General features: G+C 62.9%; 26 protein-coding genes. 6 read left to right on the forward strand and 20 right to left on the reverse strand.

All coding sequences use genetic code 11. The annotated features are described in order from the left end of the window. Window positions 1-18: 18 nt before the first annotated feature. Window positions 19-846 carry a protein-disulfide reductase DsbD domain-containing protein gene (locus M1D43_RS09020; RefSeq protein ID WP_013844115.1) on the forward strand — a complete coding sequence of 276 codons (828 nt, stop codon included), beginning with the start codon at window positions 19-21 and terminating at the stop codon, window positions 844-846. 55 nt (window positions 847-901) lie between these two features. After that, the gene (locus tag M1D43_RS09025) at window positions 902-1,387 is read left to right on the forward strand and encodes a peroxiredoxin (protein ID WP_003532309.1); all 486 of its coding nucleotides are present in this window, start codon (window positions 902-904) and stop codon (window positions 1,385-1,387) included. A gap of 203 nt (window positions 1,388-1,590) precedes the next feature. Here M1D43_RS09025 and rnhA read toward each other — a convergent pair whose 3' ends face one another. The 12 genes from rnhA to coxB all read right to left on the reverse strand — a co-directional run bounded on the left by rnhA (window position 1,591) and on the right by coxB (window position 10,931). Next, a complete protein-coding gene (gene rnhA, locus M1D43_RS09030; RefSeq protein ID WP_003532311.1) occupies window positions 1,591-2,052 on the reverse strand; it encodes a ribonuclease HI in 462 nt (153 codons plus the stop codon). Then, window positions 2,049-3,029: a homoserine kinase gene (locus tag M1D43_RS09035; RefSeq protein ID WP_153313250.1), complete on the reverse strand. Its 981-nt coding sequence runs from the start codon at window positions 3,027-3,029 to the stop codon at window positions 2,049-2,051. The genes rnhA and M1D43_RS09035 overlap by 4 nt, the downstream gene beginning before the upstream one ends. 154 nt (window positions 3,030-3,183) lie before the next feature. After that, window positions 3,184-4,194, reverse strand: a complete 1,011-nt coding sequence (gene ispH / locus M1D43_RS09040; RefSeq protein ID WP_003532315.1) for a 4-hydroxy-3-methylbut-2-enyl diphosphate reductase — start codon at window positions 4,192-4,194, stop codon at window positions 3,184-3,186. Between the two features lie 93 nt (window positions 4,195-4,287). Then, on the reverse strand, window positions 4,288-5,055 hold the full coding sequence (locus tag M1D43_RS09045; protein ID WP_192923398.1) for an SURF1 family protein: 768 nt from the start codon (window positions 5,053-5,055) through the stop codon (window positions 4,288-4,290). Beyond that, window positions 5,024-5,407 carry a DUF983 domain-containing protein gene (locus tag M1D43_RS09050; RefSeq protein ID WP_003532319.1) on the reverse strand — a complete coding sequence of 128 codons (384 nt, stop codon included), beginning with the start codon at window positions 5,405-5,407 and terminating at the stop codon, window positions 5,024-5,026. The genes M1D43_RS09045 and M1D43_RS09050 overlap by 32 nt, the downstream gene beginning before the upstream one ends. Then, window positions 5,404-5,541 carry a L,D-transpeptidase gene (locus tag M1D43_RS09055; protein ID WP_003532320.1) on the reverse strand — a complete coding sequence of 46 codons (138 nt, stop codon included), beginning with the start codon at window positions 5,539-5,541 and terminating at the stop codon, window positions 5,404-5,406. The genes M1D43_RS09050 and M1D43_RS09055 overlap by 4 nt, the downstream gene beginning before the upstream one ends. Window positions 5,542-5,601: 60 nt before the next feature. Next, window positions 5,602-6,480 carry a cytochrome c oxidase subunit 3 gene (locus tag M1D43_RS09060; protein WP_003532322.1) on the reverse strand — a complete coding sequence of 293 codons (879 nt, stop codon included), beginning with the start codon at window positions 6,478-6,480 and terminating at the stop codon, window positions 5,602-5,604. 61 nt (window positions 6,481-6,541) lie between these two features. Then, a complete protein-coding gene (locus tag M1D43_RS09065; RefSeq protein WP_010968908.1) occupies window positions 6,542-7,138 on the reverse strand; it encodes a cytochrome c oxidase assembly protein in 597 nt (198 codons plus the stop codon). An 11-nt stretch (window positions 7,139-7,149) separates the two neighbouring features. Next, window positions 7,150-7,290: a cytochrome c oxidase system small membrane protein gene (locus M1D43_RS09070; RefSeq protein WP_153313251.1), complete on the reverse strand. Its 141-nt coding sequence runs from the start codon at window positions 7,288-7,290 to the stop codon at window positions 7,150-7,152. Continuing rightward, window positions 7,290-8,240, reverse strand: a complete 951-nt coding sequence (locus M1D43_RS09075; RefSeq protein ID WP_027989676.1) for a heme o synthase — start codon at window positions 8,238-8,240, stop codon at window positions 7,290-7,292. Before M1D43_RS09075 ends, M1D43_RS09070 begins: the two co-directional genes overlap by 1 nt. A gap of 98 nt (window positions 8,241-8,338) precedes the next feature. Further along, on the reverse strand, window positions 8,339-10,027 hold the full coding sequence (gene ctaD / locus M1D43_RS09080) for a cytochrome c oxidase subunit I (RefSeq protein WP_003532329.1): 1,689 nt from the start codon (window positions 10,025-10,027) through the stop codon (window positions 8,339-8,341). 19 nt (window positions 10,028-10,046) lie between these two features. After that, the gene (gene coxB / locus M1D43_RS09085; RefSeq protein ID WP_027989677.1) at window positions 10,047-10,931 is read right to left on the reverse strand and encodes a cytochrome c oxidase subunit II; all 885 of its coding nucleotides are present in this window, start codon (window positions 10,929-10,931) and stop codon (window positions 10,047-10,049) included. Window positions 10,932-11,332: 401 nt separating this feature from the next. Here coxB and M1D43_RS09090 point away from each other — a divergent pair, with 401 nt between their 5' ends. Continuing rightward, the gene (locus tag M1D43_RS09090; protein ID WP_003532333.1) at window positions 11,333-11,863 is read left to right on the forward strand and encodes an invasion associated locus B family protein; all 531 of its coding nucleotides are present in this window, start codon (window positions 11,333-11,335) and stop codon (window positions 11,861-11,863) included. A gap of 68 nt (window positions 11,864-11,931) precedes the next feature. On the opposite strand, the gene ribB is transcribed toward M1D43_RS09090, so the two are convergent. Both ribB and aroC read right to left on the reverse strand, forming a co-directional pair. Continuing rightward, window positions 11,932-13,032 carry a 3,4-dihydroxy-2-butanone-4-phosphate synthase gene (gene ribB, locus M1D43_RS09095; RefSeq protein WP_003532339.1) on the reverse strand — a complete coding sequence of 367 codons (1,101 nt, stop codon included), beginning with the start codon at window positions 13,030-13,032 and terminating at the stop codon, window positions 11,932-11,934. A 115-nt stretch (window positions 13,033-13,147) separates the two neighbouring features. Continuing rightward, the gene (gene aroC / locus M1D43_RS09100; protein ID WP_010968904.1) at window positions 13,148-14,245 is read right to left on the reverse strand and encodes a chorismate synthase; all 1,098 of its coding nucleotides are present in this window, start codon (window positions 14,243-14,245) and stop codon (window positions 13,148-13,150) included. A 440-nt stretch (window positions 14,246-14,685) separates the two neighbouring features. Between aroC and M1D43_RS09105 the strand changes: the two genes are divergently transcribed. Continuing rightward, window positions 14,686-14,946, forward strand: a complete 261-nt coding sequence (locus tag M1D43_RS09105) for a DUF1344 domain-containing protein (protein WP_003532345.1) — start codon at window positions 14,686-14,688, stop codon at window positions 14,944-14,946. A 10-nt stretch (window positions 14,947-14,956) separates the two neighbouring features. Here M1D43_RS09105 and M1D43_RS09110 read toward each other — a convergent pair whose 3' ends face one another. From M1D43_RS09110 to M1D43_RS09125, 4 genes are all read right to left on the reverse strand, one after another. Further along, window positions 14,957-15,541 carry a histidine phosphatase family protein gene (locus M1D43_RS09110; protein ID WP_003532346.1) on the reverse strand — a complete coding sequence of 195 codons (585 nt, stop codon included), beginning with the start codon at window positions 15,539-15,541 and terminating at the stop codon, window positions 14,957-14,959. 144 nt (window positions 15,542-15,685) lie between these two features. After that, a complete protein-coding gene (gene fabI, locus M1D43_RS09115) occupies window positions 15,686-16,504 on the reverse strand; it encodes an enoyl-ACP reductase FabI (protein WP_003532347.1) in 819 nt (272 codons plus the stop codon). Between the two features lie 200 nt (window positions 16,505-16,704). Next, entirely contained in the window at window positions 16,705-17,760 is a 1,056-nt protein-coding gene (locus M1D43_RS09120; RefSeq protein ID WP_015007281.1) for a DnaJ C-terminal domain-containing protein, read from the reverse strand. A gap of 205 nt (window positions 17,761-17,965) precedes the next feature. After that, on the reverse strand, window positions 17,966-18,424 hold the full coding sequence (locus M1D43_RS09125) for an RT0821/Lpp0805 family surface protein (protein WP_318853539.1): 459 nt from the start codon (window positions 18,422-18,424) through the stop codon (window positions 17,966-17,968). 141 nt (window positions 18,425-18,565) lie between these two features. Between M1D43_RS09125 and pdxH the strand changes: the two genes are divergently transcribed. Continuing rightward, the gene (gene pdxH / locus M1D43_RS09130) at window positions 18,566-19,186 is read left to right on the forward strand and encodes a pyridoxamine 5'-phosphate oxidase (protein ID WP_013844109.1); all 621 of its coding nucleotides are present in this window, start codon (window positions 18,566-18,568) and stop codon (window positions 19,184-19,186) included. A 23-nt stretch (window positions 19,187-19,209) separates the two neighbouring features. On the opposite strand, the gene M1D43_RS09135 is transcribed toward pdxH, so the two are convergent. Then, complete coding sequence (locus M1D43_RS09135; protein ID WP_153313252.1) at window positions 19,210-20,268, reverse strand: polysaccharide deacetylase family protein; 1,059 nt, start codon at window positions 20,266-20,268, stop codon at window positions 19,210-19,212. Window positions 20,269-20,478: 210 nt separating this feature from the next. Between M1D43_RS09135 and M1D43_RS09140 the strand changes: the two genes are divergently transcribed. Then, window positions 20,479-21,708 carry a D-alanyl-D-alanine carboxypeptidase gene (locus M1D43_RS09140; RefSeq protein ID WP_027992626.1) on the forward strand — a complete coding sequence of 410 codons (1,230 nt, stop codon included), beginning with the start codon at window positions 20,479-20,481 and terminating at the stop codon, window positions 21,706-21,708. A gap of 142 nt (window positions 21,709-21,850) precedes the next feature. Here M1D43_RS09140 and tldD read toward each other — a convergent pair whose 3' ends face one another. Then, window positions 21,851-23,266 carry a metalloprotease TldD gene (gene tldD, locus M1D43_RS09145; RefSeq protein ID WP_153313253.1) on the reverse strand — a complete coding sequence of 472 codons (1,416 nt, stop codon included), beginning with the start codon at window positions 23,264-23,266 and terminating at the stop codon, window positions 21,851-21,853. Between the last annotated feature and the right edge of the window lie 46 nt (window positions 23,267-23,312).

A 23,312-nucleotide genomic window follows, 5' to 3' on the forward strand; every position in this document is an offset into this window, starting at 1 on the left:
ACCCGACGCTCGACCCCAATGAAGATGGCCCAGCGCATCGCGACGGCAAGCCTTTTCCTCGCTTTTTTTCTGCCTGCCCGGTCCTATGGAGCCGCCAGCGAATGGGTGACCTCACCCGGCGGCGATTTCCGCATTGTCGCTTCGCAACCGAAGCCGGATGGTGCCATTCCCGCCATTCTCGAGGTTCGGCTCAACCCCGGCTGGAAGACCTATTGGCGGGATCCGGGCGCAAGCGGCATACCGCCGCAGGTCACCCTCGATCCCTCCGGCGGCGTCTCGCTGCAGTCGATCCGCTTCCCGGTGCCGAAGACGTTCGGCGAAGGACCGGGACGCTACACCGGATATGATGTGCCGGTGGCGTTCCCGCTGACGCTGAAGAGGACCGGCAACGGCGGCGACGTCACCATCCGGGCCTCCGTCTTCCTCGGCATCTGCGAAGATATCTGCATTCCCGTGCAGGGGGATGTGACCGTCGCGCTCAAAAGCGGCGAGTTCGACAATCCGCTCGACGGTGCGCGCATCGAAAAGGCTTTCTCCGCACTGCCGGAGCAGCCGTCCGAGAACTTCAGGGTGGTGAACGCGAAATTCGATGCGGCCGCCGGCATGGTACGACTCGAGTTCCTGTTGCCGCCGGATGCGGCTGCCGGGTCAGCCGATCTCTTTCTCGCCGGGCCGCCCGGCGTCTTTTTCGGCAAGCCGGTTTTTCACGATGCGCAGGGCGCCGAGCGTCGGGCCGACGTTCCGGTGAAGCTCTCCGGCAAGGACAAGAACATCGCGGGTAAGCCGATCACGCTCACCCTGCGCGCGGGCAGCCGCAGCATGGAAACGATGCTTGCCTTTGATTGAGCCGACCCTATAGTCCTGCGAAACCCCGCTACTGCATAGAGACGAGGAGAGACCAGTGACCATTGCCGTCGGAGACAAGCTGCCCAACGCCACCTTCAAGGAGAAGACCGCAGACGGCCCGGTCGAGGTAACGACCGAGCAGCTCTTCAAGGGCAAACGCGTGGTTCTTTTCGCCGTGCCGGGTGCTTTTACCCCGACCTGCTCGCTCAACCACCTGCCCGGCTATCTGGAAAATCGCGATGCCATTCTTGCGCGCGGGGTCGACGACATCGCCGTTGTCGCGGTCAACGACCTGCATGTGATGGGCGCCTGGGCGACCCATTCCGGCGGCATGGGCAAGATCCATTTCCTCTCGGACTGGAATGCCGCCTTTACCAAGGCGATCGGGATGGAGATCGATCTTTCGGCCGGCACGCTCGGCATCCGCTCGAAACGCTATTCGATGCTGGTCGAGGACGGCGTCGTCAAGGCGCTGAACATCGAGGAAAGCCCGGGACAGGCGACCGCTTCCGGTGCGGCCGCGATGCTTGAGCTGCTTTGATTCTTAAAACGGACTGCGTGCATCTGCCCCTCATCCGGCCTGCCGGCCACCTTCTCCCCGCACGCGGGGCGAAGGGACAAGCGGCATGCTCCAGTTCTAGAGCGAGCGCTCGGGAAAGACCGTTCGCCGCTTGCCCCTTCTCCCCGCGTGCGGGGAGAAGGTCGCGGCAGCGGGATGAGGGGCAATAACAGACGGAGAGCTTTCTATTTCACCGCGTCCGCACGACGCGCCTTCTTGAACGGTTCCATGCCCTTGCGGGCAAGTTCGTCGGCGCGTTCGTTCTCCGGATGGCCGGCGTGGCCCTTCACCCAGTGCCAGGTCACGTTGTGGCGGTTCCTTGCCTCATCGAGCGCCTGCCATAACTCGCCGTTCTTCACCGGCTTCCGGTCGCCGGTTTTCCAGCCGTTGCGCTTCCAGCCGTGTATCCATTTGGAGATACCGTCCATCACATATTTGCTGTCGGTATGGAGATCGACCTCGCAGGGTTGCCTGAGCGCGTTGAGGGCAGAGATCGCCGCGAGAAGCTCCATGCGGTTGTTCGTCGTCTCCGCCTCTCCGCCGGACATTTCCTTCTCCACGTCGCCGTATCGCAGGACCGCGCCCCAACCGCCCGGTCCGGGATTTCCCGAGCACGCACCGTCGGTAAAGATGTCGACGTGCTTCATGCTGGGGCCCCTTCGCGTCTGAGGCCATATTCGGCGCTCGAGACGATGGCGCGGTGGAAGCGGATCTTCGTCAGATATTCGAGCGGATCTTTCTTGACCACAAGCGCGCCCGGCGGCGTCATCAGCCAGTCATAGAGGCGCGTCAGGAAGAAGCGGAGCGCGGACCCGCGCGCAAGCAGCGGCAGCGCCTCGATTTCTTCCGCCGTCAATCTCCGCACGCTCTCATAGCCGGAAAGCAGCGCCATGCCCTTGGTGATGTTGTAGGAGCCATCCTTCTCGAAGCACCAGGAGTTCAGGCAGATGGCGACGTCGTAGGCAAGGAAATCGTTGCAGGCGAAATAGAAATCGATAAGGCCGGAAAGACGATCGCCTAGGAAAAACACGTTGTCCGGGAAGAGATCAGCGTGGATCACGCCTTCCGGCAGGTCTTTCGGCCAATGCTCCTCGATAGAGGCGAGCTCCGTCGCGATCTCGTCCTTGAGGCCGGCTTGAACCTCGTCGGCACGCGCTTCGGAGTTCCGCCATAGCGGTCGCCAGCCTTCGACGGAGAGCGCGTTGGGGCGCTTCAGGGGAAAGCCCTCACCCGCCTGGTGCATCGATGCGAGCGCCCGGCCGACCTCGCGGCAGTGCTGCGCCTCGGGCTTCCTCAGCCACATGCCTTCCAGAAACGAGATCACGGCCGCAGGTCTTCCTGAGAGCGCTCCGAGAAGCTTGCCGTCGGCGCGTGGAAGGGGCAGCGGGCAGGAAAGCCCACGCTCGGCGAGGTGATGCATGAGGCCCAGGAAAAACGGCAGATCGTCGGCGTTTACCCGCTTCTCGTAGAGCGTGAGGATATAGGCCCCTTTGGTCGTGTGGAGAAGGAAGTTTGAATTCTCCACGCCTTCGGCGATCCCCTTGTAGGAGGTCAGCGATCCCACCTCATAGGCGGCGAGGAAACGGATCAGCTCGTCTTCCGTGATATCGGTATAAACTGCCAAGGCGCGTTACTTTCCAGAGATGCTAATTGCGAGATTTAAGCGGCTAGAGCACTTCCAGGAAAAGTGTGTAACGGTTTTCTGTCCGGAAGTGCGTTGGTTCAAATGGGTAGAGCCTTCCAGTGTTTCCATGAAACATTGAAATGCTCTAGCTTCGCTACTCGCCGTTGACGAAGGCCATGTCGGCCCCCGTCAGTTCGACGTGCCGGAGCTCGCGGTTGACGAGAAAGTGCTCGTTTTCCTCCACCGTGTCGGCAAGCTCGACCGTGGCATCGTAGCGCTCGCGGAACGCTTCGATGATCTCGTTGACGATCACCTCCGGCGCGGAAGCACCCGCCGACAACCCGACCATCGAGATATCCCCCACCGTCGCCCAGTCGATTTCCGAGGCGCGCTGGACGAGAACGGCTTTTTTCGCCCCTGCCCTCAGCGCAACCTCGACGAGGCGCTTCGAGTTCGATGAATTGGGTGCGCCGACGACCAGGAAAAGGTCGCAGCCGGGCGCCGCCTGCTTCACCGCTTCCTGCCGGTTCGTGGTGGCATAGCAGATCGAATCGGCCGCAGGAGCCGTCAGGTTCGGAAAGCGCTCATGCAGCCGCTTGATGACGCCGGCGGTATCGTCGACCGAGAGCGTCGTCTGCGTGACGAAACCGAGATTGTCCGCGTCCGGCGGCATATAGACGTCGGCATCCTCGACGGTTTCGACGAGGGAGACCGCCCCCTCCGGCAATTGCCCCATGGTGCCGATGACCTCGGGATGTCCGGCATGGCCGATCAGCACGACGTGGCGTCCCATGCGATGATGGCGCATCGCCTGCTTGTGCACCTTCGAGACGAGCGGGCAGGTTGCGTCGAGATAGAAGAGATTGCGCTCGTCAGCATCGGCCGGAACGGATTTGGGCACGCCATGGGCGGAGAAGACCACGGGCTGCTTGCGGTGCTCGGGCGGGATTTCGTCGAGCTCCTCGACGAAAATCGCCCCCTTGGCTTCGAGCCCCTCCACCACGTAACGGTTATGCACGATCTCATGACGGACATAGACCGGCGCGCCGAACTCCTTGAGCGCGAGCACCACGATCTGGATCGCCCGGTCGACGCCCGCGCAGAAGCCACGCGGCCCGCAGAGGCGGATGGTGATCGGGGTTTTTGCTGCTGCGGATGGGGCCATCATGAAAACGCCAGTGGAACGAACAAAGCCGGGTGTCGGCATGGGCCATATATAGCGGCAACGACCGGGCACACAAGGAAGAACCGGCGCGCCCTACCGCCTGCGCCGGTAGATGTAGATGCCGCTGACCGCGACGAGGGCGGCTGCAAGGCCGTACCAGGTCAGCGCATATTGCAGGTGATTGTTCGGCAGATCGAACTGGGTCACGCCGCCGATCGGCAGACCGCCGGGATTGTCCGATGCATCCGCATCGATAAAGAAGGAAACGACGCGATCGGATGCGAGGCCGGCAGAGTCCGCCATCGTATCGAGGTCCTTCCAGTAGAAGATGTTCTTGGCGGCGTCATTGTCCGGTACCAGGGACGACGGCTTTCCGGAAAGCTTCGGCCGCGCCAGACCGTTGATGGTCACACGTCCGGCGATCTGCCCTTCGGCCCGCGTGGAGGCATCCTTCTTCTCGAAGGGGACGAAGCCGCGGTTCACGAAAATGGCTCGGCCGTCGGCCAGCATAAGAGGCGTGAAGACGTAGAAGCCCGTGCGGCCTTCATGGGTGGCGAAGAAATGGCGCTCCTTGCCGTGGTCGTACACGCCGGACACGTACACTGTCCGGTAGTCGATATCCCCGCCGGCCGCGGCCATGGCCTCGATCTTGTCGAACGAGACGGCCGGCGCCGAGCGCCGCTCGGCAATTGCGCCGATCAACGCCTCCTTCCAATGCAGCCGTTGCATCTGCCAGGTGCCCAGCGACACGAGCACAGCGAAAGCGGCGAGCACCAGGACAACGCCGGCCGCACGGCCGGCGCGGCTGCGCGGAGCCGGCATGCGCTCGTCAACCACGGTCGATTTCACCGGGACGTGCATTGTTGCGGTATTGGAGATTGATGAGCACGCCCTTCAGCATACGCGTCAGCGCCAGGCTCAAGACGGTTGCAAGCGGAATCCACAGGAGGAAATGCAGCCAGAGCGGCGGGTTGACATTGATCTCCATCCAGAGCGCCGCGCCGACGACGACGAAGCCGACGATCAGGATGACGAAGACGACCGGACCATCGCCGGAATCCGCGAAACCATAATCGAGCTCGCAACTGCTGCAGGCCGGCCGAACCTTCAGCAGCCCGTCGAAGAGCTTTCCCTGTCCGCAGCGGGGGCAAAGACCCTTGATTCCCGTCATCACGGGATCGACGGGCGGATAGAGCGCCTTGTCTTCGTTCATGGGTTGGTCACGATCGCGGTATTGTTGGGAACCATGTCCCGGATTTCGTCCATCTCGGCATTGGTAACGGCAATGCAGCCATTCGTCCAATCGAACATCTGCGTCAAAAACGCCAGCCAGCCGAAATAAGCCATATGTTCAAATGAAACGGGGCGGCCTCTCAGCCGCCCCGTCATCATCGAAGCATAACGGCGTCAGCCGTGGGCGATCGGCGCGCCCCAGCCACCCCAGATATAGATGGAGAAGAAGAGGAACAGCCAGACGACGTCGACGAAATGCCAGTACCAGGCCGCCGCCTCGAAGCCGAAGTGGTGCTTCGGCGTGAAGTCGCCCCGCAGGGCGCGCAGCAGGCAGACGAGCAGGAAGATCGTGCCGACCAGCACGTGGAAACCGTGGAAGCCGGTCGCCATGAAGAAGGTCGCGCCGTAGATCGAATCCTTGAAGGCGAACGGCGCGTGCGCATATTCGTAGCCCTGCACGTAGGAGAACAGAACGCCGAGCAGGACCGTGAGCGTCAGGCCGTAGACGAGGCCCTTGCGATCGTTGTGCAGCAGCGCATGGTGTGCCCAGGTCGCCGTCGTGCCGGAGAGCAGCAGGATGACGGTGTTGTAGAGCGGCAGGTGCCAGGGATCGAGGACCTCGATGCCCTTCGGCGGCCAGACGCCGCCGGTGAACTCGGCGCGCGCGGCCTGGATCGCTTCACCGGGAAAGAGGCTGGCGTCGAAGAAAGCCCAGAACCAGGCAGCGAAGAACATCACCTCGGAAGCGATGAACATGATCATGCCGTAGCGCAGGTGCAGCGACACGACGCGGGTATGGTGGCCCTCATGCGCTTCCTTGATGGTGTCCGACCACCAGCCGAACATGGTGTAAAGGATCAGCGCCAGACCGATGAAGAAGACCCACGGATTGGCGAACTCAAGCCCGAACATCTTGAACGAGCCGCCGGAGAGATAGCGCATGTAGCCGACGCCGCCGAAGGCCATGACGAAGGCTCCGATGGAGGCAAGCAGCGGCCACGGGCTCGGGTCGATGATGTGATAGTCGTGTTGCTTCTGGTGCGCTCCGGCCATGTCGATAACCCCCGATAGTCCTCTCTTGTCGCCGTCCGGCATAGCCGAAAAGGCGCTCATGTCAAAGTTTGTTTTCGGCCTTCGCCTTCACTTGCGCGACCGGCTTGGAGGGTTCGCGCGGGTAGAAGGTGTAGGACAGCGTCAAAGTCTTGATGCCCTGCGTCTCTACCGGCTTGACGATCTCCGGATCGACGAAGAAGACGACCGGCATCTCCATTTCCTCGCCCGGCTCAAGCGTCGTCTCCGTGAAGCAGAAGCATTGCACCTTGTTGAAATAGGCACCGGCCGCCATCGGCGTCACGTTGAAGGTCGCCTGGCCCGTCGTCGGCGTGGAAGCCAGGTTCTTCGCACGGTACATGATCTGCACCGTCTCGCCGATCCTGACGTCGATATCCCGTTGAACCGGGACGAACTCCCAGGGCAGTCCGGCAGCGACGTTGGCGTCGAACGTGACCTTAATCTTCTCGTCGAGGATGAGGTCGGATGCCTGCTCGACCCGCTGCGTGGTGCCGTTATAGCCCGTGACCCGGCAGAACATGTCGTAGAGCGGAACGGCCGCATAGGCCATGCCGATCATGCCTGCCACAAAGGCAAGGCACGTGCCGACGATCACGCCGTTCGAGCGTTCCTTCCGATCTGCCTGCCCATTGTCCGCCATGCGCAACGCCTTCAATTCACCATGCCGCCGCCGACCTTGACCAGCGTGACGACGTAGAAAATTGCGACCAGGGCCGCCAGCACGATGCCGAGCGCGATGTTGCGGCCGCGGCGGGACTTCTTCTGAGCTTCGTTGAGTTCAACGGCTTCCATCAGACAATGCCTCCAAGCCAGATCCGGGCGATCGCGTAATCAACCAGGAGCGCCGAGAATATCGCGAAAAGATACGCGATCGAGAATGCGAAGAGCTTTTTCGCCGGCACCATGCGCTTGTCGCCTTCGGGCATGCGCAGTACGCCCAGCGAATACCAGACGAAGCCGAGCCCCATGGCCGTGGCAAAGGCTCCATAGCCGAGGCTCGCGAAGCCGAGCAAGGTGGGACAGACGCCGCTGACTGCGGTGAGCACTGCGTAAATGACGATCTGCCGCTTGGTCGTCGCCTCCCCGCAGACATTCGGCATCATCGGCACGCCGACCGCGCCGTAATCGCCCATCTTGAAGAGAGCCAGGGCCCAGAAATGCGCCGGCGTCCAGAGAAAGATTATGAGGAAGAGCACGATGCTTTCGACCGACACGCCGCCGGTCACGCAGGCCCAGCCTATCATCGGGGGGAAGGCCCCGGCGGCTCCACCGATGACGATGTTCTGCGGCGTCGAGCGCTTCAGCCACATCGTATAGATGGCCACGTAGAAGAAAATCGTGAAGGCGAGCAACCCGGCTGCGAACCAGTGGACGGCGAGCCCGAGGATGATAACCGAGAACGCCGACAGGGTCAGTCCGAAGGCAAGCGCCTCCTGGGGCAGAATCTTGCCAGCCGGAATCGGACGCTTGGCCGTGCGGCTCATCACCGCGTCGATATCCGCGTCGTACCACATGTTCAGCGCACCGGAAGCGCCGGCTCCGATGGCGATGCATAGAATGGCGGTGAAGCCGATGAACGGATTGATATGGCCGGGGGCAAGGACGAGCCCGGCGAATGCGGTGAAGACGACGAGAGACATGACACGCGGCTTCAGGAGCTCGAAATAATCGCGTGCAGAGGCCTCGGAAAGTCGCGGTGCGCCTTCCATGCCAACTACCTCGTGATTGCCGATGACCGTCATGTCCGTACCTTGAACTTGCTGCGGCAGAAACAGCCGCGTCACGCCGGCCTGCCGGCGGGGAGAAGCCGCCGAAACCGGCGGCTTCTGTTCGTTACCCGTCACTTGATCCGCGGGAGCTGCTCCCACTGGTGGAACGGCGGCGGCGAAGACAGCTGCCATTCCAGCGTGTTGGCGCCTTCGCCCCAGGGGTTATCCCCCGCAACGCGCTTCTTCGCGAAAGCTTCGGCGACACAGAAGAGGAAGATCAGCACGCCGACTGCCGCGATGTAGGAGCCGTAGGACGAAACCATGTTCCAGCCGGCAAAGGCGTCCGGATAGTCGATGTAACGGCGCGGCATGCCTGCGAGCCCGAGGAAGTGCTGCGGGAAGAAGATCAGGTTAACGCCGACGAACATCACCCAGAAATGCAGTTTGCCGAGAAACTCCGAGTACATGTAGCCGGTCATCTTCGGGAACCAGTAGTACCAGGCCGCGAAGATTGCGAAGACGGCGCCGAGCGACAGCACGTAGTGGAAGTGCGCCACCACGTAATAGGTGTCGTGCAGCGCACGGTCGAGGCCGGCATTGGCGAGCTGGACACCCGTGACGCCGCCGACGGTGAACAGGAAGATGAAGCCGATCGCCCAGACCATCGGGGTCGCGAAGCGGATCGAGCCGCCCCACATCGTCGCGATCCAGGAGAAGATCTTCACACCCGTCGGCACGGCGATGACCATCGTCGCGAAGACGAAGTAGCGCTGCGTCTGGAGCGACATGCCGACCGTGTACATGTGGTGCGCCCACACGATGAAGCCGACGGCGCCGATCGCGACCATGGCGTAAGCCATGCCGAGATAACCGAAGATCGGCTTGCGCGAGAAGGTCGAGATGATGTGGCTGACGATGCCGAAGCCCGGCAGAATCAGAATGTACACTTCCGGGTGACCGAAGAACCAGAACAGGTGCTGGAACAGGATCGGGTCGCCGCCGCCTTCCGGCGCGAAGAAGGTCGTGCCGAAGTTGCGGTCCGTCAGCAGCATGGTGATCGCGCCTGCGAGAACCGGCAGCGAGAGCAGGAGCAGGAAGGCGGTGATCAGAACCGACCAGGCAAAGAGCGGCATCTTGTGCAGCGTCATGCCCGGAGCGCGCATGTTGAGGATGGTGGTGATGAAGTTGATCGCGCCGAGGATCGACGAGGCGCCGGCGATGTGCAGGCCGAGGATCGCGAGATCCATCGCGGGCCCGGGCATGCCGGATGTCGAGAATGGCGGATAGATCGTCCAGCCGCCGCCCGCGCCATAGGCGCCTGCAGGACCTTCGACGAACATCGAAAGCAGCACCAGCAGGAAGGCCGGCACGATCAGCCAGAAGGAAATGTTGTTCATGCGCGGGAACGCCATGTCCGGGGCACCGATCATGATCGGCACCATCCAGTTGGCGAAGCCGCCGATCAGCGCCGGCATGACCATGAAGAAGATCATGATCAGCGCGTGAGCGGTCGTGAAGACGTTGAACATGTGCTTGCCGCCGTCGATGGCAGCATCACCCTCGAAACCATAGACCATCTGGGCCAGACCGTGGAAGATCTGGATGCCCGGCTCCTGCAGTTCGGCGCGCATGAAGACCGACAGCGTGCCGCCGATGATGCCGGCGATGATCGCGAAGATCAGGTAGAGCGTACCGATGTCCTTGTGGTTGGTCGACAGGAACCAGCGCTGAAAGAAGGTCAGCGGCTTGTGCGCGTGGTCCGCGTGGCCATGATCGGAATGATCATGGCGTTGATCGTGATGAACGGCTGTTCCAGCCATGGTCAAGCTCCACTTCCGATTACTGTGCGGCGTTGTCGGCGACGTCAACGGCCTTGGCCGCGCCGTCGACGGACGCCATGAGCGCCTTGTTCGCTTCGCCGACATTGGTTGCGGCGGCGGCGAGCCAGGCGTCGTATTTATCCTGCGCGACAACGCGGACGGCGATCGGCATATAGGCGTGATCCTTGCCGCAGAGCTCGGAACACTGGCCGTAATAGAGACCTTCGCGGTCGGCCTTGAACCAGGTCTCGTTGAGACGGCCGGGAACCGCGTCGATCTTGACGCCGAAAGCCGGCATGGCGAAGGCATGAATTACGTCGGCAGCCGTGACGAGCAGGCGAACGGTCTTGCCGACCGGCACGACGACTTCGTTGTCGACGGCGAGAAGACGCGGATACTGCGCCTTGTCCTCTTTGCCGAGGCCCGCACGATCCTCGTCCTTCAGGAGCAGGCTATCGAAGGAGAGCGGGTTTTCGCCGACCTCATATTCATAGGACCAGTACCACTGGTTGCCGGTCGCCTTGACCGTCAGGTCCGGATTCTCCGGAGGCGTGAGTTGCGCGGTCAAAAGCTGGAATGAGGGAATCGCAAGGAAAAGCAGCACGATAACCGGGCCGACCGTCCAGACGACTTCGATCAGCGTATTGTGGCTGGTCCTCGACGGAACAGGATTGGCACTCTCGCGGAACTTGACGACCACGATGACCAGCAGCAGGAGAACGAAAAGTGTGATCGGAATGATGAACCACAGGGTGTAGTGTTCAAACCACGTGATTTCTTCCATGATGCCCGTAGCAGCCGCCTGAAAGTTCGTCTGCCAGTCGACAGGCTTGTCAGCAAAGGCGCTCGAAGCAAAAAGCAGACAGGCAAGCGCTGCCAGAACTGCATAGGCCTTGTTTTTCACAATTACGTCTCCCCAATGCGCTTGATCAGGATCAAACCCGGAACGCAGAATCCCTGCGATACTGAAGCGCTTCAAACCACAGTTTGACCAGCGCCGCAACATCTGTCCAAGCAACCTCGTGCGGCATTTTTGCACAAAGCGGAAGTTTTCGCACAGGAGACCTCGCAACCGGTCGAAAGCCCTCCCACGCACCGGCGCCCGCGCGCGGACCGGTCATTCGCCGCCCCATTTGCGGGCAGCCACGCTCACCGGCGGAGAGAAAGCGGCCCTCGGCACGCCGATTTCGTACCGGGAGGGCCCAATTTCGGCCATATGACACTGGAATGTAACGACCAGGGCTTTTCATTTATCCTCGCGCGCTTCAAGAATAGCCCTAATGATTCGAGGTTTTTGAGGTTTACATGGGCCTGTCCCTCTTCTCCCGGCTGCCCGCCCTGGCCGCGCTCGCAATTGCCGCCTTCGCACTCCCCGCAGCAAGCTTGGCCCAGCAATCCAACGCAACGCCGGGCACGGTGAAGTCAAATCACGGCGCGTGGTCGATCGTCTGCGACCAGCCGGCGGGCGCCTCGGCCGAACAGTGCGCGCTGATGCAGAACGTCATCGCCGAAGACAGGCCTGAAGTCGGTCTCTCGGTCGTCGTCCTCAAGACCGCCGACCGCAAGGCGAAGATCCTTCGGGTGCTTGCGCCGCTCGGCGTGCTCCTGCCGAACGGCCTCGGCCTCAATGTCGACGGCAAGGACATCGGCCGCGCCTATTTCGTGCGCTGCTTCTCCGACGGCTGCTACGCCGAGGTCGTGCTCGAAGACGAGCTTCTCAAGACCTTCCGCGCCGGCGCGACGGCGACCTTCATCGTTTTCCAGTCGCCCGAGGAAGGCATTGGCATCCCCGTCGACCTCAAGGGCTTCGACGAAGGCTACGACGCCCTGCCGTAACGGCAGCTTGCTTCAAGGCGAGGGAGCCGCGTCGGGTGACGCGGCTTTTATTTTGGGCTCTTCCGGATTTACAGAATCTCGGTCGCGGCGATCTTGATGCCGAAGCCCTCCAGGCCGACATAATGCCGCTCGCGCGACGAAAGAAGGCGAATGGAGGTGATGCCGAGGTCTTTCAGGATCTGCGCGCCGAGGCCGATCTCCAGCCACTCGCTTTCGCGCTCCTGTGCCTCCGAGTGGACCTCCCTCTCGTGCTTGCCCTTTCGCGCTGTCTGCGAAATTCCGACCCCCACGGAGCCCTCCCGCAGATAGACGATGACGCCCCTCCCCTCGGCGGCGATGCGCTTCATGATCTCGTCGATCTGGCGGCCGCGGCCGAAGACGTCGGCTCCGACATTTTCGAGGTGGAGACGCACCGGAATGTCGACGCCGTCGCGAATGTCTCCGAAAACCACGGCCAGGTGCTGCATCGTGTCCCAGGGCAGCGAATAGGTGTGGCCCTTGGCCTTGCCGTAGGGCGTGTCCATTTCGAAGGAATGGCCCTGCTCGATCAAGGTCTCCTTGCGCTGGCGATAGGCAATGAGATCGGCCACGGAGACCTGCTTCAGGCCGTGCGTTTCCGCGAAGGCTTCGACCTGCGGCCCACGCATGACGGTGCCGTCATCGTTGACGAGTTCGCAGATGACGCCGATCGGCGGCAGGCTCGCGAGCCTGCAGAGATCGACGGCGGCCTCGGTATGGCCGGAGCGCATCAGCACGCCGCCCTCGCGCGCCACGAGAGGGAATATGTGGCCCGGCCGTACGAAATCCGTCGGCCCGACATTCGGATTGGCAAGGTTTCTGACCGTAAGCGTTCGGTCGTCTGCGGAAATGCCGGTCGTGGTCCCGTGCTTGAAATCGACCGACACCGTGAAGGCGGTGGTGTGGGCGGAGTCGTTCTCGGCAACCATCGCATTCAGGTTGAGGCGTTTTGCCTCCTCGCGCGGCATCGGCGTGCAGACGATGCCGGACGTATGGCGCACGATGAACGCCATCTTCTCAGGCGTGCAGTGCACCGCTGCGACGATCAGGTCGCCCTCGTTCTCGCGGCCGCCGTCGTCGGTGACGACGACGATCTCGCCTGCTTCGAAGGCGCGAATGGCTTCGACGACGCGCTTCTGGTCGTAGGACATATATATTGCCTCCGCGAATATCTTGTTTGGCGCAATGCCTGACGGGAAACCGCTGCGCACCTTTTCCTGCAGCGCCGCGCGTGTTTCAGACGCAAAGGCCGCTGCAGCAGTCGAGTTACTTCAGCCGCCCGGTCTGACCGCGGTCACGCAGATAGTGATCGGCGATGGCGCAGGCAAGCATGGCCTCCCCAATGGGCACCGCCCGAATGCCGACGCAGGGGTCGTGGCGGCCCTTGGTGCGCACGTCGACCTCCTTGCCGTCGCTGTCGATCGAACGGCGCTCCGTGAGAATGGACGAGGTCGGCTTGATGGCGAAGCGCGCAACGACCGGCTGCCCGGTCGCGATCCCGCCCAGAATGCCGCCGGCATTGTTGGACAGGAAAACCGGCTCGCCCTGCGCCCCGATGCGCATCTCGTCGGCGTTCTCCTCGCCGCTGATCTCGGCTGCGGCAAAGCCGTTGCCGATCTCGACGCCTTTGACCGCGTTGATGGACATCAGATTGGCGGCGATATCCTGATCGAGCTTCGCATAGATCGGCGCGCCGATGCCGGCCGGAACGCCTTCGGCAACCACCTCGACCACGGCGCCGATCGACGATCCCGCTTTGCGGATGCCGTCGAGATATTCTTCCCAGACGGGCACGATCGCCGGGTCGGGTGCGAAGAACGGATTGTTGTTCACTTCCGCCCAGTCCCAATTGGACCGGTCGATCCGGTGCTTGCCGATCTGGACGAGTGCACCGCGGACCACCAGGCCCGGCACGACCTTGCGCGCGATAGCGCCCGCCGCCACGCGCGCAGCCGTCTCGCGCGCCGAGGAACGGCCGCCGCCGCGGTAGTCGCGGATGCCGTATTTCGCATCGTAGGTATAGTCGGCATGGCCGGGACGGTATCGCTTGGCGATCTCGGAATAATCCTTGGAACGCTGGTCGGTATTCTCGATCATCATCGAGATCGGCGTACCGGTCGAAATCATCGTCTCGCCGTCGTCATCGAGCATCACGCCGGAAAGGACCTTCACAAGGTCGTCCTCACGACGCTGGGTGACGAAGCGCGACTGGCCGGGCTTGCGCTTGTCGAGCCAGGCCTGGACTTCGGCGAGCGTAAAGCGAATTCCGGGCGGACACCCGTCGACGACACAGCCAAGTGCGGGACCGTGGCTTTCGCCCCAGGTCGTGACGCGGAAAAGATGACCGAATGTATTGTGCGACATGGCGGCTACCGAACTCCGGATCGCGAAGATGGCCGATGGACCCCCTCGCGTCTATTCCAATCACCCCGGAGCCGCAGTTGGCCCGCTCCGAGGGCCACGCGTCAGACGCGCGTGCCCTCTCTTAGTGGAAAGCGGGCACGCGGGAAAGTCCTTCTGCGCGTCGGCTGGCGCGGGTGCCATCTCCCCTGTTCCCCAGGCTTGGCGCCTTAAGGAAGATGCCGTGAAATTCCCGTGGAAAACCCGGCGAGAGCGGCTGCCGCAGAGCCGCTCCGCCGCTTTCACGGAATCATCGGGTTGTAATTCTCTGAACCGGCCTTCACCCTCCCATGCGGCGGGCAACTGCATCGAAAAAGCAACAACATAGGGCTACTTTTGCCACAATCGGGGATCAAAGCGTGAGGACAACAAAATTCGCAGAATCATTGAAGAGGGCAAGAAGGATGCGATTTGTCATTGCCACGCTCATGGCCACCGCAAGCCTGCTTTCGCCGCTCTCCGCGCTTGCCGAGAGTGCCGACGTCGAAGCCGTGATCACCAGCGTCGATACCGACCGGCTGAGCCTCTCCCTCGATGACGGCAAGAGCTACCAGGCGCCAGAGGAGTTCAACTTCGAGGGGCTGGAGGCCGGCGTCAAGGTGCTTGTCTTCTACACCGAAGTCGACGGCAAGCGCGTCATCAACGACCTGGAGATCCTTCAGTAGGTTTGCGGCGTCAGAGCCAGCCTATCGAGCCATCCACGATTTTCAGCAGGCGGTCCTGCGGTATCGCAGCGGCCGCCGCCTCATCGGCATCCATCTCCCCAAGCAGCTTGAACAACGCCCTGATAACGCCGCCATGGCTGACGCAGACCGTAGGCCGCGTCACGCTCCTGAGCCAGGCACCGACACGCCAGGACAGGATTTCGTAGCTCTCGGCGTCAGGACCGGGCGGAATGAAATCCCATTTCGCGACGCGCCTCTCCGCGATCCGCTCGGGCACGAGCCGCTTCAGTTCGGGAAGCGTGTAGCCTTCCCAGTCGCCGAAGGACACTTCCTTCAGACGCTCGTCGGTGCGGTAGGCCAAGGGATCGAGATCCATCGCCCGCCGAAGACGCTCCATGGTTTCGCGCGTACGGCCGAGGGGGCTGCTGACGAAATCGAAGTCGGCCGCGCCGCTCCCGATGATCCTGCTCAACGCGACGCCGTTCCCGGTCGCCTGCTGCCGCCCGGTCTCGTTGAGGGGGATGTCCTTCTGACCCTGAAGGCGGCTCTCCGCATTCCAGTCCGTTTGTCCATGGCGAACCATGTAGATGAGCACAATGTCCACTCCGGGCGAGCCGCCGCGATCCCTACCGCACAATCCGCAAACCGCAGCCGGTTTGAAGATAGAACATGCAGCAGTTCAAAGTGTTACAGCCGCCATGCGGCCGAAGGACGCATGGCGGCTGTCGAGCAAAGGCTGTCAATCCTTCAGAACGCTGATGTCCGGCGCGTCAACGGCCTTCATGCCGACCGTGTGGTAGCCGGAATCGACGTGATGGACTTCGCCCGTAACGCCGCTCGACAGATCGGAAAGCAGGTAGAGGGCAGAATTGCCGACCTCCTCGATCGAGACTGTGCGCTTCAGCGGGGCGTTGTATTCGTTCCACTTCAGGATGTAGCGGAAATCACCGATGCCGGACGCAGCAAGCGTCTTGATGGGACCGGCGGAGATCGCGTTGACGCGGATGCCGCGGTTGCCGAGGTCGACCGCCAGATAGCGAACGCTTGCCTCGAGGGCCGCCTTGGCGACACCCATGACGTTATAGTGCGGCATAACCTTCTCGGCGCCGTAATAGGTGAGCGTCAGTATCGAGCCGCCGTCGTTCATGACGCGATCCGCACGTGCGGCGACCGCCGTGAAGGAATAGACCGAAATGTCCATCGTACGCGCGAAGTTGTCGCGGCTCGTATCCAGGTAGCGCCCCGTCAATTCGTCCTTGTCGGAAAAGGCGATCGCGTGCACAACGAAATCGATCTTGCCCCACTTCTCTTCGAGGGCCGAGAATACGGCATCGATCGTGGCGAGGTCGGTCACATCGCAATGGCCGGCCATGAAGGCACCAAGCTCCTGCGCCAGCGGCTCGACGCGCTTTTTCAAAGCATCGCCCTGCCATGTCAGCGCGATTTCAGCCCCTGCCTCGGCCAAGGCCTTCGCGATGCCCCACGCAATCGAGCGATTGTTTGCGACGCCCATGATGACGCCGCGCTTGCCATTCATCAGACCCGATGCCTGAGCCATGGAATGTCCCCAATACTGTCTGCCTCCACCAGCTGCTGCCGGTGGCAAAATTTCACAAATGCCAGGATGCCGCGCCTCCTGCAGCGGGTGCGGCAAATTGTCGAGCATTGCCTATGGCATAGGCGCCACAGCGGTTCAAGCAGGAGGCGGATCAGGAACTGTTAGTCCCCGTAATATTGGTTCAGCTTGTCAGAAAAGCTTCATAAAAAGAGGCCGTCACGTTGGGATCGCATGAGGTCCGTCACCTTGTCGTCCGGTTTTTCATGCAGCACCACCCGCAATTCGACGATCAGGTCGCCGCTTTCCCCGTCGGCGCCGCGCAAGCCCTTGCCGGCGATGCGGATCTCCTTGTCGGAGCCCGACCAAGCCGGTACGGCCACCGTGAGCGGTCCGTTCGGTGCCTCGATCGTCGTTTCGCAGCCGAGAACCGCGTTCTGAAGATCGATCGGCAATGTGGTGACGAGGTCGAGACCGCGGGTCCGGAACGGGCCGTCCTGACTGAGGCGCAGGGTTGCCACCACGTCGCCGCGCGCCATCCCGGCAACACGGTAGCCCTGCTCCTTCAGGCGGATCGCCTGGCCGTCCGTCGCGCCGGCCGGGATGGGGACCTTCAGCAGCTCTCCATCCGGAAGCTCCACCGGCACGCGCGCGAGATTGATCACGTCTTCGACGCTGGCGTGAACGTCGACGGCAAGATCGGGCACCTTCTCGGCCGTTTTCGCGATGCGTCCGCGAATACGCTGGACGATCGCCGCGACCAGATCCGCCGCCGGCATGATCGAGCGACGGGCAAGCGCGTCGGCTTTCGGCTGCTCTTGTTTTGCTTCGGCGGCAGGCTCGGTTTTGGCTTCCGCCGGCGCACGTTCCCTTTCGGCGGGACGCGCGGAAGACTTCGGCCTCGCGGCAGTGGCCTGCGGCTCGACGCCGAATATGCGCGAAATCGCTTCCTCGGCCGTTTCGGCGCCGACAGGCTCGTCCGGCACCTCCGCGCCTCGCATCTTCTCCTTCATCGCCTCCATGCGACGAAGCTCCGCCTCGCGCCGCGCCCAGTCGTAGCGGCTTCTGCGCACCGGGTCGCGAAGCAGCTCATAGGCCCTGCCCGCTTCCGCGAAGCGCTCGTTGGCGGAGGGATCGTCCTGGTTGTGATCGGGGTGGACCGCTCTGGCTACGGAGCGCCAGGCCGCCTTGATTTCCTCTTGGCCGGCGGTGCGACGCACACCAAGAATTGCATAGGGATCGCGCATGGCTGCTATCATTTTCTTTACTCGGCGGTCCCTCCCCGGATGCCCGCCTGACACCTCACGACGATCGAAGAGGGTCTGCAAAAACCTTCTCCGTCCACGAGAGATGATCGGGCGAAGTTGCTAACTATCGGTTAGTCGGAGGCGGGGACGCGCTGCCGAAAGCATCGTCCGGGACGCTTCGCCGGCCGCTTTGCGGCAATATGGTTAACCTGCGATTTCAGCTCCGCGGGCCGAAGCTCGTCAGGTACCATTCCCCGTTGCCGAGCTGGCAGGTGTTGCCATCGAACTTGGCAATGCCCTCGAAGGAGTGCCGGGTCGTCGTGAAGCGGCGGCAACGCATGCCCGAGGCATGGTCTTCCTGGATGCTGCTGATGACGCCGGCGCTGCCGGAATTCGCATTGGCCCAGGGGATAGTGCTGTCGTGGCGGCCCTGACTGATGTCGGCAGAGGTAACGAGGTCGCGCACGGCTATGGCATCGGAAAGGCCGTCGGATGTCTTCGCCACCGGCACGGTTCCGGTCGAGACCGAACGATCGACGCCCGATCCCCCGAAGACGTCGAGGCCCGCGCCCATGCACCCCGGCAGGGCGAGAATCGTCACGCAAATTGCCGCGCTGCGCAGCAATGCGAAGGAAAGACCCTTCTTGCCATCGTTCCGCTTTGCTATGTCTTGCACGGCAATCCTGTCAGACTCGCCAGAGCGCACCACGTCCCGAGGAAGTCCGCAGGCAGGCTCTGACATTATTACGATGCGGAAACACCACTCGGGCTCATCCCGAAGCGTTCCCGCGCCAGACACACGGCATTGGAAAACAATATGACCGCGAACGAGTTAATAACCGGTGACTTCACGGAAGCAAGCGAGCCCTTTTCCCTTTTTGGCACATGGCTGAAGGAAGCCGAAAAGAACGAGGTGAACGATCCGAACGCCGTCGCCCTTGCGACCGTCGACCCGGATGGCATGCCCAATGTGCGCATGGTCCTGCTCAAGGGGTTCGACGAACGCGGCTTCGTCTTGTACACGAATTTCGAGAGTCAGAAAGGCCGGGAAATGCTCGCGACCCGTAAGGCGGCCCTGTGTTTCCATTGGAAATCGCTGCGCCGCCAGGTGCGTCTGCGCGGTCCGGTCGAAATCGTCTCCGACGAGGAAGCCGACGAATATTTCATGAGCCGGCCCCGCGGCAGCCGCATCGGCGCCTGGGCATCGAAGCAGTCACGGCCGCTCGAAAGCCGCTTTGCGCTGGAGAAGGCCGTCGCCGAGTACACGGCTCGGCATGCGATCGGCGAGATCCCACGTCCGGACTACTGGTCCGGATTCCGCATCCGTCCGCTGTCGATCGAATTCTGGCACGACCGCCCCTTCCGGCTGCACGACCGTGTCGAGTTCCGCCGCGAAACGCCGGATGGCGGCTGGACGAAAGTGCGGATGTACCCCTGACGAAAAGACGCTGCCACCGCGAGTCAACCTGCCCGGCGGGCAAGGAGCCGGAACGGGATGCCGGAACCGAGCGCGGTCACATAGCGCGCGGCCTGGAAATGGCCGTTGAGCGAAATCCGCGGCAGCGCATGAGGATTTGCAGCCTGGGACAGCATGCCGGGCTGCGTCGTCACCGCCACGGCAAATCCGAGTTCCGCCGCCAGCCGATGATCGCGGGGCGAAACCGCGAGCCTGTCTCCATAGGGATAGGCGAAGCTAGAGGGCCGGCGACCGGTGATCGTCCTGACGCGTTCGGCGGAGGCTGAAATTTCGCGGCGCGCCTCGTCGTCGCCAAGCCGCGCGAGTGCGCGATGGCTGATCGTGTGCCCGCCGAGGCTCGCAAGCGGACTTCGGATCATGCTCCGGAGACCCTCCTCGTCGAGCGTCAGACGCTCAGTGATGGCCAGCGGGTCGATGCCGTGCTCGTGCGCGGCCTTATTCAGTGTCGCGAGCGCATGGGCCTCATCGCTGCCATGGACATAGGCGGCGATCCGATCGAAGGCGGCCTGCTTCTGCGCAAGGTTGTCGCTCGCTACTGCTTCCTCACCTGCGCCGAAATCGAAACGAAACCTGCCGCAGACGGACAGGAGATCGGCGATCGTTTCCCACCAGAGCGTATGGCTGCGGTCGAGATAACCGGCCGTGACGAAAACGGTGAAGGGCACGCCGTGGCGCTCGAAGACCGGCAGGGCGTGATCGAGATTATTGCGGTAGCCGTCATCGAGAGTGAAGCAGGCGAAGGGCCGGTTATCGGCGGAAGCAAGGCAGGCGGGCAGGTCATCCAGCGGGACGAGGCGATAGCCGTCCCGTTTCAAAGTCACGATCGCCTCTTCGAGGAATGCCGGTGTGATTTCCAGGTGGGCGTTGGGATCGAAAGCTCGCGGAACCTTCGGGCGAACATGATGCAGGGTGAAGATCGCCCCGCGCCCGCGAGCCGCGCCCATCAGCCGCGCCCGCGCAAGCAGATGCGCAGCCTCGAGCCCGCCGGTGATAGCGGTGCGCTTGGCATGGTAGCGGACCAGACCCGCGAAGCCGTGTTTCATCTTCTTCCGTCTTCTCAAATCTTCATGCCGAGCTTGGACAGGCGCTGCGGCCCGGACGGTAACGTCTGCGGGGTTAAGCCTTGCTGAATCGGCCGGGCGATGCGAAAGAGCGGGCCGCGTCTGGGCGGCGAGGTTGCAACTACGCCTTGAGCCTGTCAAAACAGCGTACCGCGTCGATATCGGCCGCACATCTCTATGAGGGGGAGTTCGATGACGAGCTTTCGATTGGCTATGGCGACGATCGCCGTGCTTTTCTTCGGTGCCGTTCAGGCAATGGCAGGCAACGCCTCGCTTGTCGTCGACGCTCGGACGGGCCGGGTTCTCTCTGCCGAAAACCCCGACACGCTCCACCATCCCGCGTCTCTCACCAAGATGATGACGCTCTACATGACCTTCGAAGCGCTTCACCGCGGCCAGATCGCCTGGAAAACGCCTGTGCCCATGTCCGCGACCGCTGCACGCAAGCCGCCGACGAAGCTCGGCGTCAAGGCCGGAGGAACGATCACCGTCGAAGAGGCTGTCTACGGCATGATCGTCCGTTCGGCCAACGACGCGGCGGCAGCGATGGCCGAGCGGCTTGGCGGTTCCGAGGAAGGCTTTGCGAGAATGATGAATGCAAAGGCGCGCCAGCTCGGCATGAACCGCACATTCTTCGTCAACGCTTCGGGTCTGCCGGCAAGCGAACAGGTGACCACGGCCCGCGACATGGCGCGGCTCGCCGTGGCACTCATGCGACACTATCCACGCGAGTACCGCCTGTTCTCGGTCCAGAGTTTCGCCTTCCGCGGCCGCGTGATCCGAGGCCACAACAATCTGATGTATCGATACCAGGGGATGGACGGTATCAAGACCGGCTACACGCGGGCCTCCGGCTACAATCTCGTAAGCGCGGTGAACGACCGCAACCGCCGCCTCATCGGCGTGGTGCTCGGCGGGCGAAGCGCGCGAAGCCGTGATGAGAAGATGGCGGCGCTCCTCGACCAGCACCTGGGCAGGGTCTCCTCGCCCGGCCGCCCAATGATCGCAGCGGCAAGCGCACCCCGCCTGGCCGACGTGGCAAGCTTGCCCGGCGTTTCCTTGTCTTATGTGGGTACCCAGCCCGCGGTCGAACCTGTCGCCGCAGCGCCGATGGCCGGTATCGTCCCGGCGGACCGGCCAACCGCGGTGGCGGCCGCGAGTACGGCACCACCGGCCGGCGGCTGGCGCATTCAGATTTCCACCGCACCGACGGCGGAAGGTGCGCGCAAGATGCTCGTCGAAGCGCAATCGGCCGGCGGCGCAGCCCTTCTCGGCGCCGCCCCCCACACCGAGACCGCAGGCTCGGGCGGAGCCTATCGCATAGGTTTCGCGGGCTTCGCCAGTCGCGAGGCGGCCGCGACCGCCTGCAGCATCCTGAAAAAGCGGTCCTATGACTGCGTCTTGCTTCCTGATGGGGGGTAGAGTCCGCAACTCCTCCGCTCCTCATTCCTGTGCTCGTCACAGGAATCCAGCCAGACCAAGTCCTTGGGCTGAAAAACTCTTCCGCGCCGCAGACGCGGCGCTGCTGGATCTCTGTGACAAGCACAGAGATGAGGGAACGTTGTCAGGCTTGCGTGCCGCCGACGGTGATCTGATCCATGCGCAGGTGCGGCTGGCCGACGCCGACCGGGACCCATTGGCCGGCCTTGCCGCAATTGCCGATGCCGGTGTCGAGCTTCGTATCGTTTCCGACCATCGTCACCCGCTTCATCGCATCCGGACCGTTGCCGATCAGCATCGCGCCCTTGACGGGCGCTCCGACCTTGCCGTTCTCGATCAGATAGGCCTCGGTGCAGCCGAAGACGAATTTGCCTGAGGTGATATCGACCTGGCCGCCACCGAAGGAGACGGCATAGATGCCCCTCTTCACCGACGAGATGATTTCATCGGGCGTGCGGTCCCGGGCAAGCATGTAGGTGTTGGTCATGCGCGGCATCGGCACGTGGGCGTAGCCCTGGCGGCGGCCGTTGCCGGTCGGTTCCATGCCCATCAGACGGGCGTTCTGCCGGTCCTGCATATATCCGACGAGCTTGCCGTCCTCGATCAGGACATTGTAGCCGGAAGGCGTTCCCTCGTCGTCGATCGAGATGGAGCCCCGCCGGGCTTCGATCGTGCCGTCGTCGACGACCGTGACGCCCTTCGCAGCGACCTGTTCGCCGAGCAGCCCGGCGAAAGCGGAGGTCTTCTTGCGGTTGAAGTCACCCTCCAGGCCGTGGCCGACGGCTTCGTGCAGCATGACGCCCGGCCAGCCGGAGGCAAGCACGACGTCCATGGTGCCGGCCGGCGCATCGATCGCCTCGAGATTGACGAGCGCTTGCCGCAGAGCCTCGTCCGCTCCGCTTTTCCAGTTTTCCTCGGTTATGAAATCGCCGAAGCCGCGCCGTCCGCCGATACCGAAGGAGCCGCTTTCCTGACGGTCGCCCTCGCCGACCACGACGGAGATATTGATCCGCGTCATCGGCCGGACATCGTGGACGCGGTGCCCGTCGGCTCTCAGAATATCCACGACCTGCCAGCTCGCCGCGACAGTCGCGGTCACCTGGCGGACCTTCGGCTCCTTGGCGCGCAGATAGGCGTCGATCTCCTGAAGCAGCTTGACCTTGGTCTCGAAACTCGGCTCGCCGATCGGGTTCTCGTCGCCGTAAAGCTTCTTGTTGGTGCGCTGCGGGGCTGCCGCGTAGGAGCCGGAATAGCCTCGGGTCACCTGCTCCACGGCATCCGCCGCCCTCTTCAGGGCCGCAAGCGACAGTTCGCCGGCATGGGCGTAGCCGACGGCTTCGCCGGCGACGGCGCGCAGGCCGAAGCCCTGGTCTGTGTTGAAACTGCCACCCTTCAGGCGGCCGTTGTCGAAGGAAAGCACCTCCGCCTGCGCATGTTCGAGGAAGAGCTCGCCGTCATCGGCGCCGGCAAGCGTTTCGGAGAGAACCTTGCGGACCGTCGCCTCGTCCGCATCGAAGAGGCTCATCAGGTTGGTGTCCATGGTTCTGCTCCCTGCCGTGAAGGATTGGGTCGTGAAACTTACTGGC

This window comes from Ensifer sp. R1-3 (assembly GCF_056739175.1).

Excerpts from the sequence above, each read along its gene's own strand:
- rnhA (WP_003532311.1), bottom strand. The coding sequence starts at position 2,052 with ATGAAGCACGTCGACATCTTTACCGACGGTGCGTGCTCGGGAAATCCC.
- fabI (WP_003532347.1), bottom strand. The coding sequence starts at position 16,504 with ATGGCTCAGGCATCGGGTCTGATGAATGGCAAGCGCGGCGTCATCATG.
- aroC (WP_010968904.1), bottom strand. The coding sequence starts at position 14,245 with ATGTCGCACAATACATTCGGTCATCTTTTCCGCGTCACGACCTGGGGC.
- ispH (WP_003532315.1), bottom strand. The coding sequence starts at position 4,194 with ATGGCCCCATCCGCAGCAGCAAAAACCCCGATCACCATCCGCCTCTGC.
- M1D43_RS09060 (WP_003532322.1), bottom strand. The coding sequence starts at position 6,480 with ATGGCCGGAGCGCACCAGAAGCAACACGACTATCACATCATCGACCCG.
- ctaD (WP_003532329.1), bottom strand. The coding sequence starts at position 10,027 with ATGGCTGGAACAGCCGTTCATCACGATCAACGCCATGATCATTCCGAT.
- M1D43_RS09105 (WP_003532345.1), top strand. The coding sequence starts at position 14,686 with ATGCGATTTGTCATTGCCACGCTCATGGCCACCGCAAGCCTGCTTTCG.
- M1D43_RS09135 (WP_153313252.1), bottom strand. The coding sequence starts at position 20,268 with ATGAAACACGGCTTCGCGGGTCTGGTCCGCTACCATGCCAAGCGCACC.
- pdxH (WP_013844109.1), top strand. The coding sequence starts at position 18,566 with ATGACCGCGAACGAGTTAATAACCGGTGACTTCACGGAAGCAAGCGAG.
- tldD (WP_153313253.1), bottom strand. The coding sequence starts at position 23,266 with ATGGACACCAACCTGATGAGCCTCTTCGATGCGGACGAGGCGACGGTC.
- M1D43_RS09045 (WP_192923398.1), bottom strand. The coding sequence starts at position 5,055 with ATGCACGTCCCGGTGAAATCGACCGTGGTTGACGAGCGCATGCCGGCT.
- M1D43_RS09070 (WP_153313251.1), bottom strand. The coding sequence starts at position 7,290 with ATGGAAGCCGTTGAACTCAACGAAGCTCAGAAGAAGTCCCGCCGCGGC.
- M1D43_RS09120 (WP_015007281.1), bottom strand. The coding sequence starts at position 17,760 with ATGATAGCAGCCATGCGCGATCCCTATGCAATTCTTGGTGTGCGTCGC.
- M1D43_RS09055 (WP_003532320.1), bottom strand. The coding sequence starts at position 5,541 with ATGGCTTATTTCGGCTGGCTGGCGTTTTTGACGCAGATGTTCGATTGG.
- M1D43_RS09020 (WP_013844115.1), top strand. The coding sequence starts at position 19 with ATGAAGATGGCCCAGCGCATCGCGACGGCAAGCCTTTTCCTCGCTTTT.
- ribB (WP_003532339.1), bottom strand. The coding sequence starts at position 13,032 with ATGTCCTACGACCAGAAGCGCGTCGTCGAAGCCATTCGCGCCTTCGAA.
- M1D43_RS09140 (WP_027992626.1), top strand. The coding sequence starts at position 20,479 with ATGACGAGCTTTCGATTGGCTATGGCGACGATCGCCGTGCTTTTCTTC.
- M1D43_RS09090 (WP_003532333.1), top strand. The coding sequence starts at position 11,333 with ATGGGCCTGTCCCTCTTCTCCCGGCTGCCCGCCCTGGCCGCGCTCGCA.
- M1D43_RS09050 (WP_003532319.1), bottom strand. The coding sequence starts at position 5,407 with ATGAACGAAGACAAGGCGCTCTATCCGCCCGTCGATCCCGTGATGACG.
- M1D43_RS09065 (WP_010968908.1), bottom strand. The coding sequence starts at position 7,138 with ATGGCGGACAATGGGCAGGCAGATCGGAAGGAACGCTCGAACGGCGTG.
- M1D43_RS09075 (WP_027989676.1), bottom strand. The coding sequence starts at position 8,240 with ATGACGGTCATCGGCAATCACGAGGTAGTTGGCATGGAAGGCGCACCG.